This window comes from Advenella sp. S44, assembly GCF_002810445.1.
Classification (GTDB): Bacteria; Pseudomonadota; Gammaproteobacteria; order Burkholderiales; family Burkholderiaceae_B; genus Advenella.
This window is the reverse complement of the sequence record NZ_NEXS01000003.1, coordinates 1317044-1333300: the sequence shown is the minus strand read 5'-3', so window position 1 is coordinate 1333300 and position 16257 is coordinate 1317044. Positions and strand designations below refer to the sequence as shown.

Annotated in this window: 15 protein-coding genes, 1 tRNA gene and 1 pseudogene; 10 read left to right on the top strand and 7 right to left on the bottom strand. The window is 52.6% G+C overall.

Going from position 1 to position 16257, the window contains the following annotated elements; all coding sequences use genetic code 11:
* Positions 1 to 2: 2 nt before the first annotated feature.
* Positions 3 to 1175 carry an efflux RND transporter periplasmic adaptor subunit gene (locus CAP48_RS10200; protein ID WP_161495232.1) on the bottom strand — a complete coding sequence of 391 codons (1173 nt, stop codon included), beginning with the start codon at positions 1173 to 1175 and terminating at the stop codon, positions 3 to 5.
* 103 nt (positions 1176 to 1278) lie between these two features.
* Positions 1279 to 3486 carry a carboxy terminal-processing peptidase gene (locus CAP48_RS10195; protein WP_100696115.1) on the bottom strand — a complete coding sequence of 736 codons (2208 nt, stop codon included), beginning with the start codon at positions 3484 to 3486 and terminating at the stop codon, positions 1279 to 1281.
* 171 nt (positions 3487 to 3657) lie between these two features.
* On the opposite strand from CAP48_RS10195, the gene CAP48_RS10190 reads away from it, so the two are divergent.
* From CAP48_RS10190 to CAP48_RS10175, 4 genes are all read left to right on the top strand, one after another.
* Positions 3658 to 4884 (top strand): lytic murein transglycosylase, encoded by a 1227-nt coding sequence (locus CAP48_RS10190; RefSeq protein ID WP_100696113.1) that lies wholly within the window; start codon positions 3658 to 3660, stop codon positions 4882 to 4884.
* A gap of 131 nt (positions 4885 to 5015) precedes the next feature.
* A tRNA-Met gene (locus tag CAP48_RS10185) sits at positions 5016 to 5092 on the top strand.
* Positions 5093 to 5837: 745 nt separating this feature from the next.
* Complete coding sequence (locus CAP48_RS10180) at positions 5838 to 7052, top strand: Hint domain-containing protein (RefSeq protein WP_242444381.1); 1215 nt, start codon at positions 5838 to 5840, stop codon at positions 7050 to 7052.
* A gap of 261 nt (positions 7053 to 7313) precedes the next feature.
* A complete protein-coding gene (locus tag CAP48_RS10175) occupies positions 7314 to 7538 on the top strand; it encodes a DUF333 domain-containing protein (protein ID WP_192871307.1) in 225 nt (74 codons plus the stop codon).
* A gap of 201 nt (positions 7539 to 7739) precedes the next feature.
* On the opposite strand, the gene CAP48_RS10170 is transcribed toward CAP48_RS10175, so the two are convergent.
* Complete coding sequence (locus tag CAP48_RS10170) at positions 7740 to 7982, bottom strand: hypothetical protein (protein WP_100696110.1); 243 nt, start codon at positions 7980 to 7982, stop codon at positions 7740 to 7742.
* A 510-nt stretch (positions 7983 to 8492) separates the two neighbouring features.
* Here CAP48_RS10170 and CAP48_RS10165 point away from each other — a divergent pair.
* Positions 8493 to 8969, top strand: a complete 477-nt coding sequence (locus CAP48_RS10165; protein WP_161495231.1) for an NUDIX hydrolase — start codon at positions 8493 to 8495, stop codon at positions 8967 to 8969.
* 81 nt (positions 8970 to 9050) lie between these two features.
* Here the strand turns inward: CAP48_RS10165 and CAP48_RS10160 are convergent, their stop codons facing one another.
* The gene (locus CAP48_RS10160; protein WP_100696106.1) at positions 9051 to 9263 is read right to left on the bottom strand and encodes a hypothetical protein; all 213 of its coding nucleotides are present in this window, start codon (positions 9261 to 9263) and stop codon (positions 9051 to 9053) included.
* 670 nt (positions 9264 to 9933) lie between these two features.
* The gene (locus CAP48_RS10155; protein ID WP_100696103.1) at positions 9934 to 10167 is read right to left on the bottom strand and encodes a hypothetical protein; all 234 of its coding nucleotides are present in this window, start codon (positions 10165 to 10167) and stop codon (positions 9934 to 9936) included.
* A gap of 372 nt (positions 10168 to 10539) precedes the next feature.
* Between CAP48_RS10155 and CAP48_RS20200 the strand changes: the two genes are divergently transcribed.
* A complete protein-coding gene (locus CAP48_RS20200) occupies positions 10540 to 10716 on the top strand; it encodes a hypothetical protein (RefSeq protein WP_161495230.1) in 177 nt (58 codons plus the stop codon).
* Positions 10717 to 10803: 87 nt separating this feature from the next.
* On the top strand, positions 10804 to 10986 hold the full coding sequence (locus CAP48_RS10150) for a hypothetical protein (protein ID WP_100696101.1): 183 nt from the start codon (positions 10804 to 10806) through the stop codon (positions 10984 to 10986).
* Here CAP48_RS10150 and CAP48_RS10145 read toward each other — a convergent pair.
* Together CAP48_RS10145 and CAP48_RS10140 are read right to left on the bottom strand one after the other, a co-directional pair.
* Entirely contained in the window at positions 10983 to 12386 is a 1404-nt protein-coding gene (locus CAP48_RS10145) for a HAMP domain-containing sensor histidine kinase (RefSeq protein ID WP_100696098.1), read from the bottom strand. The two genes, CAP48_RS10150 and CAP48_RS10145, sit on opposite strands and share 4 nt — an antisense overlap.
* Entirely contained in the window at positions 12383 to 13096 is a 714-nt protein-coding gene (locus CAP48_RS10140; protein ID WP_100696096.1) for a response regulator transcription factor, read from the bottom strand. The genes CAP48_RS10145 and CAP48_RS10140 overlap by 4 nt, the downstream gene beginning before the upstream one ends.
* A 228-nt stretch (positions 13097 to 13324) precedes the next feature.
* Between CAP48_RS10140 and CAP48_RS10135 the strand changes: the two are divergent.
* From CAP48_RS10135 to CAP48_RS10125, 3 genes and pseudogenes are all read left to right on the top strand, one after another.
* Positions 13325 to 13771 (top strand): annotated as a pseudogene (locus CAP48_RS10135) (tripartite tricarboxylate transporter TctB family protein); the annotation flags it as partial.
* 104 nt (positions 13772 to 13875) lie between these two features.
* On the top strand, positions 13876 to 15381 hold the full coding sequence (locus CAP48_RS10130; protein ID WP_100696782.1) for a tripartite tricarboxylate transporter permease: 1506 nt from the start codon (positions 13876 to 13878) through the stop codon (positions 15379 to 15381).
* Positions 15382 to 15543: 162 nt separating this feature from the next.
* Positions 15544 to 16119 carry a DUF421 domain-containing protein gene (locus CAP48_RS10125; RefSeq protein WP_100696092.1) on the top strand — a complete coding sequence of 192 codons (576 nt, stop codon included), beginning with the start codon at positions 15544 to 15546 and terminating at the stop codon, positions 16117 to 16119.
* The last annotated feature ends 138 nt before the right edge of the window (positions 16120 to 16257 follow it).

Here is a 16257-nt window from a genome sequence, read left to right as displayed (position 1 = left end):
GCTCAGTTCCCGACGCGATCGGCACCAGGCTGCGCCTGACTATCCTGCGAACTATCCGAAGCGTTGCCGCGGGGTGAGTCCGAGGCCCCCATGTCGCCCTGATCCACGACCCGGACGGTATCCTGGTCGTTCAGAAACGCTGCGCCCTGCGTGACGACCCGGTCGCCTTCGCGCAGGCCCTCGATAACCTCTACCTGATTGTTGGCGCCGCTGCCAAGTGTGACCTTGGTTTGCGTCACCTTGTTATCTGCCTTCAGGACAAAGACGAAATTGAATCCATCGCGCAGTACCAGTGCCTGACGCGGCACGCTCAGGCCCGGCCTTGGCGCCAGCGCAAATCTGCCGCGCAGGAACATCCCTGCACGCAGCTGCGGATCCGGATCAACGTCAACATAGACAATGCCCTGGCGTGTCTGCTCCTCCAGCGTGGGCCCGATCTGCCGCACCCTGCCCGCTACGCCTCGCCCATCCGGCAGGTACACCTGGACTGGCATGCCTTCGTGCACCAGCATAAGATTGCGTGCGCTCACTTGCGCCTGCCACTCCAGCCGATTGTCGACCACCAGATGAAATATCTCCTGGCCAGGATTGACCACAGCGCCGATCACGGCATTACGGATCGAGATAATGCCGTCTGATGGCGCGAGCAGTTTGGTGTATGAAGTTCGCTGAATTTGCGTTTGCAGTGCCGCCTGGGCCGCTGTCACATCTGCCATGGCGTTCTTTTCGCCAGACAACGCCTGGTCAACCTCGGACTGACTGATGGCGCCGCTATGTCGGATTTTCCGGATGCGGTCTGCATTGCGCTTGGCCGTATCCAGCGATGCCTGGGCCTGGCGCAAGCGGGCCTGAGCCTGGGTCAGGTCGCCACGACTGGAGGTGTCTTCGAACTCGGCCAGAACCTGGCCTGCTTTGACTCGGTCCCCGACATCGGCATATAGCGCCTTAAGGCGAAGGCCATTGGTCTGTGCGCTGACACTGGCGTCATGCCAGGCGCGAACATTGCCGGTCGCGCCAAAACCTGGCGTCATCTGGCCCGCATGGACGGGCTGGACCGTCACGGTCAGCGCCGGACGTTCCGATCGCTCCTGGGCACGGGTGACGCCTGTGTAAAAGATACTTAGCGTAACCGCAAGGAGTGCACACTGCATCAACTTTGTAAACGAAATCAGCACGGGTATTTGCCTGCTCGATTGCAAAACAGACATATCGTATGGGTAAATGCGATATGTCTGTTGGGGACTATTAGTCGGTGTTATATCCTGGCGCGACGGCGCACTATTTCCGGTTAGCCAGGTCGGCCACAATATTGGCAGCCTCCTTGATCGCAATATCGAGACTTTCCTTGCGCTTTTTCTCCTCGGCCAGCTCCTGGGTCAGGTTACCCTCGCCAGCCGCCAGGCCATCATCAAGCCGGAACGAATTGACGTCGGACTCGCCCAACTTTTTACGGCGTTCTTCGAACTGAGCCTGTTCCTCGGACATTTTTTCACGCTCTTGCAGGCGCGTGGCATACCGCAAGGAGATGACTTTCCTGTTGGAGGTTTTGCGCGCATATGCCAGCTCGTCCAGCAAAAGTTTCCAGCTTTCTGATTGCTGCGTGCGCTGTTCATGCTTGGTTTTTAGCGGCCCGATTGTCTTTGCCAGCGAGTCATAACCGCTATACCGGGTGGGCTCAATCTTGCTCCACGGCATGGCGTTCTCATAACTGGATTCACCCATCTCGTTCGGGTCAAAGGCTGATGGAAACACGACATCGGGCACCACGCCTTTTTCCTGCGTCGAGCTGCCATTGACTCGGAAAAATTTCTGAATCGTCCATTTCAGCGAACCGAGCTCCTCGCCTTCGTGCCGACGCAAAAACTCGTCCAGACCGCGAATGGTTTGCACGGAACCCTTACCCCAGGTGGGATCGCCAATGACCACGCCACGACCATAATCCTGCATGACCGCCGCAAAAATTTCCGACGCAGAGGCAGAGATCCGATTGACCATCACGCCAACCGGCTTGTTCCAGACGATTTTCCCTGTTGCACTGCGCACGTTGGAAATCGTTCCTTCTGCCGAACTTACCTGCACAATCGGGTTGGGGCCACCCAGGAACAGACCACTCAGATTGGCCGCCTCGCTAAGCGAACCGCCGCCGTTGTTGCGCAGGTCAAGCAACACCCCATCAACCCCTTCTTTTTCCAGTTTTTCAAGAATAACGCGGACGTCCCGGGTCAGGCTTTTGTAACTGGTTTCGCCACGCGCTTTCGCATCAAAGTCTTCATAAAAACTGGGAATGGTGATAATACCGACTTTACGTTTCGCACCGTCGGTGCCCGCTTCAAAAATACGGTAACGCGCAGCCTGGTCCTCCATCGTGACCTTCTGGCGCACAATGGATACTGTGGTGTGCTTGCCTTCCATGCCCCTTTCGGCCGGAATAATTTCAATGCGCACGGTGGTGCCACGCTTGCCGCGAATCAGTTTGACAATATCATCCAGGCGCCAGTCAACCACATCTTCCATTGGCCCGGACTCGCCCTGGCCTACAGCCACAATGCGATCGCCTGGATTGAGCTTGCCCGATTTGGCGGCAGGCCCGCCTGGCACGACTTCGCGAATCTGGCCGTACTCATCGCGTTTTTGCAATACGGCGCCGATGCCATCAACCGACAGGCTGATCTGCACATCGAAATTTTTTGCAGAGCTGGGGCTATAATATGACGTATGTGGGTCGGTGCTGTTGCCGTAGGCATTCAGGAACATTTCGGCAACGTCTTCGCCATTCATGCGCATGATCTGGTTGCGGTTGTTTATGTAGCGCTTCTTGAGCTTTTCGACAATAACGCTGTCTTTGCTGCCGGCTAGCTTCAGGCGCAAATAATCGTTCTTGATACGCTTGCGCCACAGGTCATTGATCTGATCATCGGAAATTGCCCATTCGGCATTCTTACGATCCAGATTGAAGGTCTCTTCAACATCAAAGTCAAAGGGCTTGTCCAGCAAGGCAAGCGCATGATCGAAGCGCTGCTCGACCCGATCCCGATATTTTTCAAACATTGCGAATGCCGGCGCCAGGCGGCCGGTCATCAGCATTGAGTGGATATTCTGGCGCACTGGCTCAAATTCATCGATATCTGACTTGAGCAAATACAACTTGGCCGGATCCATCATCTTGAGGTATTCCTTGAATACCGCCTGGGACATTTTTTCGTCCAGCGGTTTCTTGTCATACTCAAAGCGCGTCAGGATATTGGCGACAATAATAGCCGCCTTGGCCTGGTCCACGGTGGGCTCCAGGGCCTTTTTCTCGGGTTTTTTCAGCGAGACCGGCGCCTTTGCCGCATCGGTCGAAGCGCCGTTGTTCTGGACCAGCAATTGCTGCGTGGATTGAGACTGCTCAAGCCGCTCAATACGGTTCAGCGCTTCAGAGTCGGCATATACGCAGGCCGAAGTAGCCAGAAGTGCCAGAGCCGTTGCCAATACTTTCAACTTCATACAATGCAATCTCAACGAGTGAATAGGATAACGGGTACTGATTCTAACGAACTGCGGTCAATTTTACTCATGTTTTTCAGCAAACACATGAAATCACAAACAAAATTGCACATACGTTAGAATTTGACTTCAATCTATTACACGATTTGACCATAATCAGGAGCCCTCTTCATGCCCACCCGCCGTTCGCGCCGCCGTTCACTTCGCCCTTTGCACAAGCTCACTTTGGTTTTGGCATTGGCCTTACCCGGCGTGACACTGGCGCAAAACAGCGCAGATTTTGCAGCATGCATGCAGAAACTGCAGCCGCAAGCAGCACGCGCGGGCATCTCGGCCCAATCGTTTGCTCAGTTCACCCAAGGGGTCGTGCCTGACATGAGCATTCTGGAAAAACTCAATTACCAGCCCGAATTTCGCCAGCCTATCTGGGACTACCTGGCTGGGCTCGTAGACGATCAGCGCATCAGTGAGGGCCGCAGCAACTTGTCCAGGCACGGTGAGGTGCTGCAACGGGTCTCGGCGCAATATGGAGTTGATCCGGCGACCGTCGTGGCAGTCTGGGGTGTGGAAAGCAACTTCGGGCAGACGCAAGGCAAGTATCCCTTGGTACAGGCGCTGGGTACGCTCAGTTGCTATGGACGCAGGCAGGCCTATTTTCAGAAAGAATTCTTTGCCACACTCAGAATCCTGCAATCGGGCGATATCCAGCCGCAACGTCTGGTCGGCTCCTGGGCGGGCGCTTTTGGCCACACGCAGTTCATGCCTTCAACGTTTGAGCGACTGGCGGTAGACTTTGACGGCGACGGAAGGCGCGATCTGATGGACAACTCGGCCGATGCCTTGGCCTCCACCGCCAACTTTCTTGCCAAGGGCGGCTGGCAGACGGGACAGCCCTGGGGCTTCGAAGTACGGCTGCCAGCCGGCATAAACACCGCCGGCGAAGGCAGGCGTAATAAAAAGCCCATATCGACATGGGCTGCGCGCGGCATAACGACCGTCGACGGCCGCCCCCTGGATACTGTTGTATCGAGTACGCAGAAAGCGGGCCTGCTCACACCGGCCGGCGCCGCCGGACCGGCATTTCTGGTTTTTCGCAATTTTGACGTGATCTATGGCTACAACGCCGCCGAAAGTTATGCCCTGGCCATTGCCCACCTGAGCGATCGCCTGCGTGGCGCAGGCCCTTTCGCAACGCCGTGGCCCACCGACGACCCTGGCCTGTCACGCGCGGAACGGGTCGCCCTGCAGAAAAGGCTGCTGGACCGCGGGCATGACATCGGCGAGCCCGATGGCCTGATTGGCAGCAAAACGCGGGAAGCCATCAAAACCGAACAAAACCGACTCGGCCTCACGCCAGACGGACGCGCCGGCCAGAAAATCCTGCGTGCCTTGCAATAAAAACTTGCACAATGAAAAAAATACTGATATAGTTTCATGCTTCATTGAATCGCACTGCAACTTAATGCATTTTTGAGAAGCAGATGGGTTTGAATGAAACCTCATTAATCTTGAGGGCAAGCTGTGAAAATGGCTCTTTAGCTCAGTCGGTTAGAGCGACGGAATCATAATCCGCAGGTCCCCCGTTCGAATCGGGGAAGAGCCACCATTTACACAGTTTAATCCGTAGATATATCAAACACTTAGGCCGCCTTGCTCGCGGCCTTTTTGTTGTCTGCTACAAACTCCACTACTTGCGGTGAGCAAAAACGTGACTACGTTCACGTGGGTGGTCGGTCATAAGATCCGCATTCAAATGCGCGTACTTCTTGATCATTTCCAGATGTCCCCTGCACCTAATGCCTTCAACACAAAGAGCAGCCTACCCGCCGGGCTGTGCAAGCTGCCCCATGTATGCCCCGATCATGACAGTGAAAGTCCTCAATATTGGCTTTCGCGAAAGCTGCTTGAAGCACGGCCGATTGATGTCTGACGGATGCACACCGGTATGTACCATTTACGGTCGCCGGGCAACTGGTAGCCAAGAGCATGCCGCTTTTCGACAATAGTGTAATAGCACACGCCCAAACCCCTTGGCGCAACATTGGCAGGGCAAAATCGATTACGTCCTGGCTGACTCCGAGCTTGAGCATGCGGCCATATTTTCGCGATCCTGACGGATAATGGCACAACCAATGACAGAAACAGAATACCGGCTGCGTTGACTGCGATTAATGGTGTGGCTTGCACGTGAGCGGCAAAAGTCTCTAGTCGTATTAAAAATAGACACCTTTAATGAGTTTTCTCTATGTGATATTTTGTAATATTTTGCGAAAATTTCAAATAAAATGAATAAAAAATTCAGCTATCATTAAGTTTCGATTCAAAATTTTACAAAAAAAGAGGAAATGACCGTGGCAAACACTCAATCAGTTGACTTGAGCAGTGAGCGGACCGAAGCAAACTTCGATCAAAATATTTCACAAGTAGGTATTGATTACACGATCATAAATAATCATGGCGCTGATACTGGTACTAGCACTCATGTCAGTAATTTTATGAATCTACAGGAACCTTACGAAGTTAAATATATTTCCAATATACCCGCTGGCACGGATTCGGGAGATTTCCACTTTTCCGTTGGGCAAGGCGCAAATATTAATTTAAGTTCGTTCCAGCAACTGGGGGAACACGTAAATACGACTGTGAATCTTGCTCCAGATTCAACCCTTCACATAACGGCTGATGATATTGATAGCGAAACCCTTGCCGGCATGAAATTTGACATGACTAGTGATGGCAATTCGACTTTAATTTTTGATTCAGTGTCTGGGTTGGACGGCGTCCCGTCTATCGAAGGGCTGTCACCGGGTGATGTTATCCAGTTGAATGACGCCGCGAGTGGTGCGGTAGAAAATGGACAAATTGTTTTTCACAATAGTCAAGGTAATGTAGTTGGAAAATTTGATGCTCCTGATCAAGATTTATCAAATGTGGTATTTGACGGAAACACGATGAGCTACGCTTGCTATCTAAGAGGGACACACATTGCGACCCCAAATGGAGAAGTCCAAGTCGAAGATTTACAAGCAGGCGATAAAGTTCTGACAGCAAGCGGCGGTATAGCTACGGTTAAATGGCTGGGATATCGAACTTTGTATAAAGGCCGCATTCCGGTCAAAGACGCCAAACGCGCATTCCCTATTCTATTCAAAAGAGGCTGCATTGCCGACAATGTGCCACACCGCGACTTGATCATGTCACCAGGGCACCATGTCAGCTTTGACGGAAATCTGGTCTCTGCCATGAATCTCGTTAATGGCAAGTCAATTGTGCAATTATTTGATCTGCCCTCCTTCCAGTACTTCCATATTGAACTCGAGCAGTTCGATATCCTGCTGGCCGAAGGCGTGCCGGCTGAGTCATATGTCGATACAGGCAACCGCAATATGTTCCAGAATGCCCATGAAGTTGCTTTGAATCCGGACTTTGGGCCTGCCGCTGGTCGGCCTGATGTGCCTGGTATTAGGATTGTCCGAAAAGGCCCCGTGTTTGAAGGAATCCGGGCAAAGCTGCTTGAGCGTGCCAATTGGATGCAAGTCCCCGAGGCGAAGAAACTTGCCGGGTAAAAGGTGCTCATTTGTCAGCGCCGAACCATCGATCGATAGCACTGATGGTTCGGTGGCGCTAGTGCAGGTGGAGGTGATCACCCGGTTCTACGGCGTTCTATGATAATTACATGCAAAAAAACCGCACATGGACGGGCTCATTAATTACGCAAATTTAAATTTTCATTGATCTGACGGGTCTTCTTTTTTGCGTCTCCGGCTTTTATTTCCTTATCAAAAACTGCGTCACCTATAATGAAGATTGCTTTGATGGAGACCACGATGAAACAACTGCTTGCCTTACTGATCCCCGGCTTGTTCCTTACTGCGTGTGCCCAACAGTCGGTTGGGATGGCCAATCCTGCCTCTGTATATTGCAAAGAGAAAGGCGGCTCGCTCACCATAAAGAAAACCGAAAAGGGAGAGATCGGAATCTGTAAATTGCCCGATGGAACGGAAATTGAGGAATGGGAACTCTATCGCCGCGACCATCCACAACAACTGTAGGCAGGCAGCTTCAAATGGGTTCCGTACCGCGCAGTGAAAATACCGATTAGCGGGCGTGATAGTTCACCCTGCCCGCCTTGCACCGAAAACATGCCTGCGGCAGACGACAAATATTGACGCTTATATCCGTTTGAGAGAAAAGGAAACCCGCCGAAGCGGGTTCACAGTATCCAATACGAGACGCGTCTATCTTTGGCAGCCCTACTTTCTCAAGTTCTTCATTTCTTGCCTGACAAGCTGAAGATGATTAATCAACTCATCGATTTGTTCAGGCGTCGCAGCAAGGGGAACTTTGCCGATCTCTGACATGCGCACGCCTCTTGAGTTTAACCTCAGCAGATATTCGGAAATGTAACCTGCATATTGCTCGATTGATAAATCGGACAGACTACGTCCATCCATAACCTCGTTTTTCTGGTCCACTACCGGTTTAACGAAAGACATATTGCACTCCTTTCAACGATGATAGGGTGAACTTTTATTCTAACATTCTCCAAAAAACCGTTCCCCCCAAAAGAGTCAAGGTTGCCGCTATATGGCGGGTAATTCAATGCGTTCCCCCGTTTTTGCGTGGGCTATCCAGATAGGATCCTCTGGCGAGCCGCCCCGGCGGTTGAATAATTATGTATCCCATCGAGTGCAGCAACAACGTATGCCGTGGAGCGCAGCAATCGCGTACACCATCGAACGTAAAAATCGCATGTGCTCAATGATTCAGGGTTTTTCGCCAGCAAACTGTATGATCAAAGCGACACTGGGTTTGCTAACGCCTGGAACTAACAATTCTTGAAAGTCTTCCCGGTAGCAAAGATCTATAATCAAACGGTCTTCTCATCCAATATTTGGGTGGTCCTGACCAGCCTTTCGGCTGGTTTTTTTTGCCCGTGGCGCTTCAGGGGCAGGTAAAGACAGTTTCCGTCCTAAAATCCACCCATGAACGACGAATCTCGAAAAATGATCACAATGGATTGGGGCAACACCCGGTTCCAATTTCGGGCAGCCGCGTTGATCTGGTCAAATGGACATCTCTTGATCCACCGCGACAAAAAGGTTGACTTTTGGGTGCTGCCAGGCGGACGTGTCGAATTTAATGAATTGGCCACCGAAGCATTGGCGCGTGAAATGCAAGAGGAGCTAAATAGCCCCGCTGTCGTCGGCCCCTTGCGTTACGTCATTGAATTGTGCGGAAAGAGCGACAACGACACACTGCATGAAATCGGCCTGTATTTTGATGTTGAGCTCCAATCGCCGCCCGCGTTTGACGAAAATAAGGTTGTGCACACTTGCCAGGATGGCGGCGCCAACCTTGAATATCGATGGGTTCGGCCCGCTTCCGAGTCACTCCAAAAGTATAATTTTCGACCCTCTTTCTTGATCGGCAAGCTGGACCAACGCCCTGGCGCAATTACCCATATCGCTGTCCACGAATAAGTTGGCATTGGACGAAAGACAAAGCCCGCAGGCGGCTCCAGACAATAAAAACCCGCCTCAAGCAGACGGGTTCTGGTCAGTCTACCAGTGTTGCTTCCACTTTTCCCGACGGTCTTTTTCCAGTTTGTCCTGGCGAATATCAGCTTCCATCTTATCGAGCCACTGCTCTCGAGAAAGCCTGTCGGTCCGATACCAGTTCCTATATCCGTTATCGGAAATATTCGACTTTAACCAGTAGTCGAATTCGGGGCCTGATTTATTCGATATATCGATCTGTCTTCTTCGGTATGGCATGGTCTACTCCTTTTAATATGTTTTAAACAAGTAGAAAAGAAACCGTAACATGTTTCGAACAAGTAAATGTTACGAAACACGACAACCCTGACTAAGCGGTAGCGCGGAAACCGGCAAAATACCCCTGCCACGGGCATTCATCACCGTCGCAGTCAGCCAGCGACACAGCTCACCGGTACACTGGAGGAAACGCTGCAGCAAGTCAGTTGATCGATCGAATCCCCGACAGACCCTGGGTCCGCGCCCATGACCATTAGCGCCGCCCGTAACAATGCCAACATCCGGGAAAAGTGACCAGCCACGGTCGGTATTTCGGCATAAGGCGCGTCAGTCCCTTCGCCGGTTGATCAATGTATCTTCAGTGGCATTTACAGCCGACGCAGCACATCCCGCGATGAACATCATTGCCGATATACACCTCGTCTTAAAGCGATTGACATATTTGCTTACGATTTATGCCATGCTCAAATACTTTTTCTCGGCGATTGGATCGTCACTTGACTGCGTCCACACCTCCAACATACACGGCGGTGTTTTGACGTACCTGAACCGTTTCATTGCGCCATGCACTCGCACCCCTGCAGATCTCCAACGCCACCCCCAGTATCGGACCGCCACGCGGCCTTCAGACGGTAAAGGCTGGCGAACCGATCACACAAGGACATTACAACTACTCTTTGAGCCGATATTTCTTTCCAGAGATATCTTCGAATTCTGTTCCGGATATATGCTCGAGCTTAACGTCTCCAAGCATGAATCGGGGCATGCCGCCGTTTTTGGCTTCGGGATCAAAGTCTCTGAGCATTGACTTGTCAACCGTCTCATAGACGTCCACTTGATGGACCTGACCATGCTCATCAAAGACTTCCACATGGCCTGTGCGCTCGTTGTCGGTATTTTTCATCAGATCCTCCTGGTGGATACCACTCACTATAGCATCCAGAACGTCTATGGCGGCTCTTCATATTGTCATCCATCAAGGAGCTTGGCGACTTTTTACAAATGTAGGCTTGCTCGTCCGAATATTTGTTTGCCCGCACGAATATTGATATGCGCACCCTCGTCGGAATTTGCTGATGCACTGTTGTTGCATCACCGCTTGCCCTCGCCGCAAACCGATTCTCCATGCTCCGTACCCGCCGCGCCTTGATCACGAACTTTCCCATCAGATCCAAATTGTGTTAAATCAAAACATGAAAACATTTCAAATTATTGCAAAATCAGGGTAATGATGCCGGGTCACCCAACACATCATCATTCAAAAGGATAGATGACCATGGCTACAGTAGATATTGACCTGACAAATCAGGGCGTTGGAATCATAGACCAAAGCAACTATGACGGCCAGACAGTCTTGAACATTCTTTCAGATAGATATTTGGTGCTTGATGTTCGCAATGAGATCGGACCCACCACAATGTCCTCGAAATTGTTCGAGCTGCACGCGTTTTAGCACTTCCATATCGAGCTGGATCAGTTCGATATTCTCCTGGCCGAAGGCGTATCTGCCGAGTCTTATGTCGATACCGGCAACCGCAATATGTTTCAAAATGCGCGTGAAGTTGCGATGAATCCGGATTTTGGACCGGCGCAAGGCCGCCCCGACATGGCGGACGTTACCGTTGTTCGAAAAGGCCCCTTGCTTGAAGGCATTCGAGCAAGACTACTTGAACAAGCAAATTGGATGCAGGCGCCCGAGGCGCGCAAGCGCATCGGGCATTAAACCGACTGCACCACGCCATCACTTGGAATTGACGCGGGTTCAAGCGGAAATTCGATGGCAACCCTGAGCCCAGGCTTGCGATCCTCGAACATCAATGTTCCTTCGTGCATGGCCACGATTGCCATAACACTCTTGAGTCCCAGGCCAAAACCGGTAGCATTGGGATCCAACTGGTAAAAATGCTTGCCCACGTTGCCATATTCTTTGGCCGGGATGCCCGGGCCATCATCCTCTACCCGTATGGACAAATGGCCCTGCCCCGCGGTCAGGCTCACCCGGACGTGTTCATGGGTGTATTTCAAAGCGTTGTCGACCAGATTGGCCAGCATACTGGCCAGTAAATCAGCATCACCATACATGCGGCAGTCCCCAGAGACATTCAGGGACAATTGGTGATGTCGATCTTCCGCGTAGGCACTGTACAAGTCAATGATATCGTCGGCGATCGCCGAGAAATCACAAATGCGAAAGCGCTGCCGGTGCACGCCCGCTTCGATCTCGGAAATTTGCAACAACTTTTCAAAAAGCTGATTCAGGCTTTCGATTTCCCGGACCGCAAAATGCGTGGCCTGCAGCACCTCCTGTGCCGTGTGCCCCGGCCGCTGCACCGTGCGTAACCGGCTGATAATGCGGGTCAGGGGCGTACGCAGATTATGCGCGATGGTATCAGATACATGGCGAACCCCTTTCATCAACGCCTCGATTCGATCCAGCATGGAGTTGATTTCGTGGCTCAAGTGATAAAACTCGTCATGTAATTCGGATAACGGAATTCGCGACGACAACTGCCCGCTACTGATTTGTGTGGCGGTCTTGTGAATGCTACTTACCCGATAATCGAGTTCACGCCGGAAAATGAATGTGCCAACAATAACCAGCATCAGTGCCACAAAAAGCGTGACCAGACAGGCTTGTCCGATCAGCGCAATGGTGCTGTCAGTCTCGCTCAGATCAACACCGACAATCAGCGTACTGCCATCTTCCAGCGGCGTCACCTTGAACCGGCCGCTAAGAGGAACACCATTATTGCTTACGCTGGCTTGCGCGATCTCGGACAGATCGGAAACCGGCGCAGCATCCAGATTTCCAACGACCTTTTCTCCGGTTTGATTTATCAGCAAGTACAAGCCGCGGTCCGGATCAACATCGTCCGACAGGGTAAAGGACAGCGAGCGGATCAGTCGATCCGAGCCCCCCGCTTCAAAGTCCGATACCAATCGGTGCGTTGTGGAGGCGATCTGGCGCTGCAATTGGGAATGCAGCGCACCCACCACCTGCAGGTAAATAAATGCCATCAGCACCAGAATGGAAAAGATGGCCAGCATGCCGTAATTGAACGTCAGCCGAAAGGAAATCGAGTTCCAGGTTCGGTCCAGGAACCGAACAAAATGCCGAATCATGACTGCCCGCTATCCTGTCCTGTGGCCTCTTCCTGATCGGACAGCACATAGCCCTCGCCCCACACCGTGTGAATCAACTGGGTCTGAAAACCGCTGTCGATCTTGCGTCGCAGCCGGCTGATCTGGACATCGATCACATTCGATTGCGGGTCAAAGCGATAGTCCCACACCGATTCGAGCAGCATGGTGCGGGTGACGACATTGCCGGCATTTTGCATCATATGAACCAGCAGACGGTATTCGCGAGGCTGAAGGTTGATCACTTTGCCGCTGCGCTCCACCTTACGGCTGATCAAATCCAGTTTCAGATCGCCAACCCGCATATGTTTGACCGTATCATCGGCGCCGGCGCGCCGGATCAGCGCTTCAATACGCGCGATCAGCTCGGAAAAGGCAAACGGTTTGGTCAGATAGTCGTCGCCGCCCGATTTGAGACCACGCACGCGCTCATCCACGCCCGACAAGGCGCTAAGCACCAGTACCGGCGTTTTATTGCCCAAGGCCCGCAACGTGGACAGAATGGAAAGACCGTCAACATTGCCCGGCAGCATCCGGTCCAGAATGATAATGTCCCACTGCTGCTCGCTGGCGCGGCGCATGCCATCTGCGCCATTTCCGCACACCACGGCATCATGCCGCAACTCACTCAGGCCATTGGCAATATACCTTGCGTTCTCATAATCGTCTTCAATGACCAAACAGCGCCACATACGCGTTCCCCCGTTTCCTTACTTTTGCCGGCAATCGGCCACCATCCGACCATCATACAATTTCGCGCCGGGACGCGTGCGGCGCAGGCCGAATTCCAATATACATTTTTATTCAAATGCAATCATGACAAAACAGTAATGTTTTCGTCATCCACGGCAATACTTTTGTCTTTATACAATCGTTTAGCTATACACCTGCAATTTTAGTGGAGACTTAAAAGGTAAATTATGCAGATAAAAAACCAACAGGACTTCTGGTCCGGCCTGATGTTTGTGGCCATCGGACTCGGATTCGTCATCTTTTCCTACAGCTATGACATGGGCACACCAAGCCGCATGGGGCCAGGCTATTTTCCGTTCTGGCTTGCCATTTGCATGGCATTGCTGGGTGCGGTCGTCGCCGTCAGCGCCTTGCGAGGTGAGCCAGCAGAGGATGGCGCCGTGACCCGTTTTGACTGGGATATTCTATTTCTGATTATTGGCAGCATTTCTCTTTACGGCATTATGCTGGATCACCTTGGCCTGTACATTGCCACTCCATTGCTGATCATTTTCTGCAGCCTGGCCAGTCATGAGTTCAGCCTTACAATCGCCATTGGCAACGCCGTCTTCCTCACCCTCTTCTCTTGGCTGGCATTCGTCAAGGGCCTGGGTCTGATCTTTCCGCTTTGGCCTGAACCCATTGCCGAATGGAGCACCTTGGCACAAATCACCATCCCCCTGGGCATGGTGATTGCCGTTGTCATGCTGGTACGCCGGATTAAAGGAAAATAATCATGATGGATTTATTACAACATCTGGCCCTCGGTTTTTCGGTTGCATTCACCCCTGAAAACCTTGCCTATGCCCTGCTTGGATGTGTTCTGGGCACGCTGATTGGTGTGCTACCCGGCATCGGCCCTGTGCCGACAATTGCCATGCTGCTGCCGCTGACTTACATTTTGCCGCCTACAGCGGGCCTGATCATGTTGGCCGGTATTTATTACGGTGCGCAATATGGCGGCTCCACAACCGCCATTCTGGTTGCGCTACCCGGTGAAACGTCGGCAGTGGTCACCGTGCTGGACGGCCACCAGATGGCCAAAAATGGCCGGGCCGGTGCCGCGCTGGCTATCGCCGCGATGGGGTCGTTCTTTGCTGGCTGTTTCGCTACGCTACTGCTGGCCGCATTCGCGCCACCACTGGCTGAAGTTGCTTTCAAATTCGGTCCCGCGGAGTATTTTTCACTGATGGTGCTAGGGCTGGTTGGGGCGGTCGTGCTCGCCTCTGGCTCGCTGCCTAAAGCGATATGCATGATTTTGCTGGGTCTGTTGCTGGGAATGGTGGGCACTGACGTGAACTCTGGCGTAGCCCGTTTCGATTTCGGGATTCCTGAGTTGCAGGACGGGATTGACTTTGCCGTAGTCGCAATGGGTGTTTTCGGCCTGGCCGAAATCATGAATAATCTGGCGCAAAAGGAAAACCGGGTTGATATTACCGACAAAATCGGTGCCCTGTATCCGAACCGACAGGAACTGCGTGAAGCGGCGCCGGCATGCCTTCGCGGCACCCTGCTTGGATCAGCATTGGGCATTCTGCCCGGCGGCGGCGCGGTATTGTCCTCGTTTGCATCGTACACGCTGGAAAAGAAAATTTCCCGGCAACCACAGCGCTTCGGCAAGGGTCACCCCGCCGGACTGGCTGGCCCTGAATCGGCCAACAACGCTGCAGCACAAACGTCCTTTATTCCGCTGCTGACACTGGGTATCCCCGGTAATGCCGTAATGGCGCTGATGGTTGGGGCGATGACCATTCACAACATTCAGCCCGGCCCCCAAGTGATGTCAAGCCACCCCGAACTGTTCTGGGGCCTGATTGCATCAATGTGGATCGGCAACCTGATGCTGGTGATTCTGAACCTGCCGCTGATCGGTCTGTGGGTGAAGCTGCTGAAAGTGCCTTACCGCGTTCTGTTCCCGGCGATTGTATTGTTCTGCACCATCGGGGTGTACTCGCTCAACTACAACGTATTTGATATCTACATCATGGCGATTTTCGGTGTAATCGGCTATTTGTGGAGCAAACTCAAATGCGAAGGTGCCCCGCTGCTGCTCGGACTGGTGCTGGGCCCAATGATGGAAGAGAACTTCCGGCGCGCCTTGCTGCTCTCGCGCGGTGAATTCAGCACCTTTATCACCCGCCCATTGTCCATGACGCTGCTGATTCTGGCTGCTGCACTGGTGGTGCTGGTTGCATTGCCGTCCATCCGCAAGAAACGCGAAGAAACCTTCGTCGAAGAAGAGTAAACCTGGAGTGCTGACTGATCGCCCTGGCGGTCTGTCGGCTTGCTCTGACACTGCGCCCTGCGCCGATATCGGCGTGGGGCGTTTTTTTATGGTCTGCGGGGTATACTTTGTGCAATGACGCGAACCGGCCAGTTCATCTTCGATCTTTCTCAGGATACCCGCATGACTATGCTAGGCGACATTTTCCAAATGCAACAAACGCTGGGCGAAGCTTTTTTACGCAGCACCGCCGTTTATTGGGGCATCTATCTTCTGTTTCGCTTCGGCGGGCGACGCAATATCGGGTCCCTTGGTTTTGCAGACATCGTCGTTGTGATATTGGTATCCGAGGCGGTAGGCAACGGATTGTCCGGATCGTCCGACACGGTCACCGATGGCCTAATTGTCGCGGCCGGGATTGTCCTATGGTCATTTCTCGTGGACCGCCTGGGTTATTTTTTCCCAATAGTCAATCGTATTTTGGCCCCAGACAGACTGTTACTGGTCAAGGACGGGATTTTGCAACTGAAGAATATGCGCCGCGAGTATGTCACGCGCGCCGAACTGATGGAGCAGTTGCGGATAAACGGCATTGACGAGCTGGTGCAGGTCAAACGCGCTTACCTGGAAACCAACGGCGAAATCAGTGTCATCGAGACAGAAAAACGCAACGGCACCAGAGATGCTGATCCTACTGCGAAAGACGGCCGGCTCACAGAGGCACAACCCACACGGACATGGAGCGACAACGAACAGTAGCCTCTGAGGCCCAGCCTGTTGCGATAACTCACATGGGCCAGATGTCATCATTTCAAAACACAATCGCTAAAAAAGCGGCTAACATGACGGCCATCGCGCTTTTCGGGAAATTTCTGAATCGCTCATGTTATTTTTCCG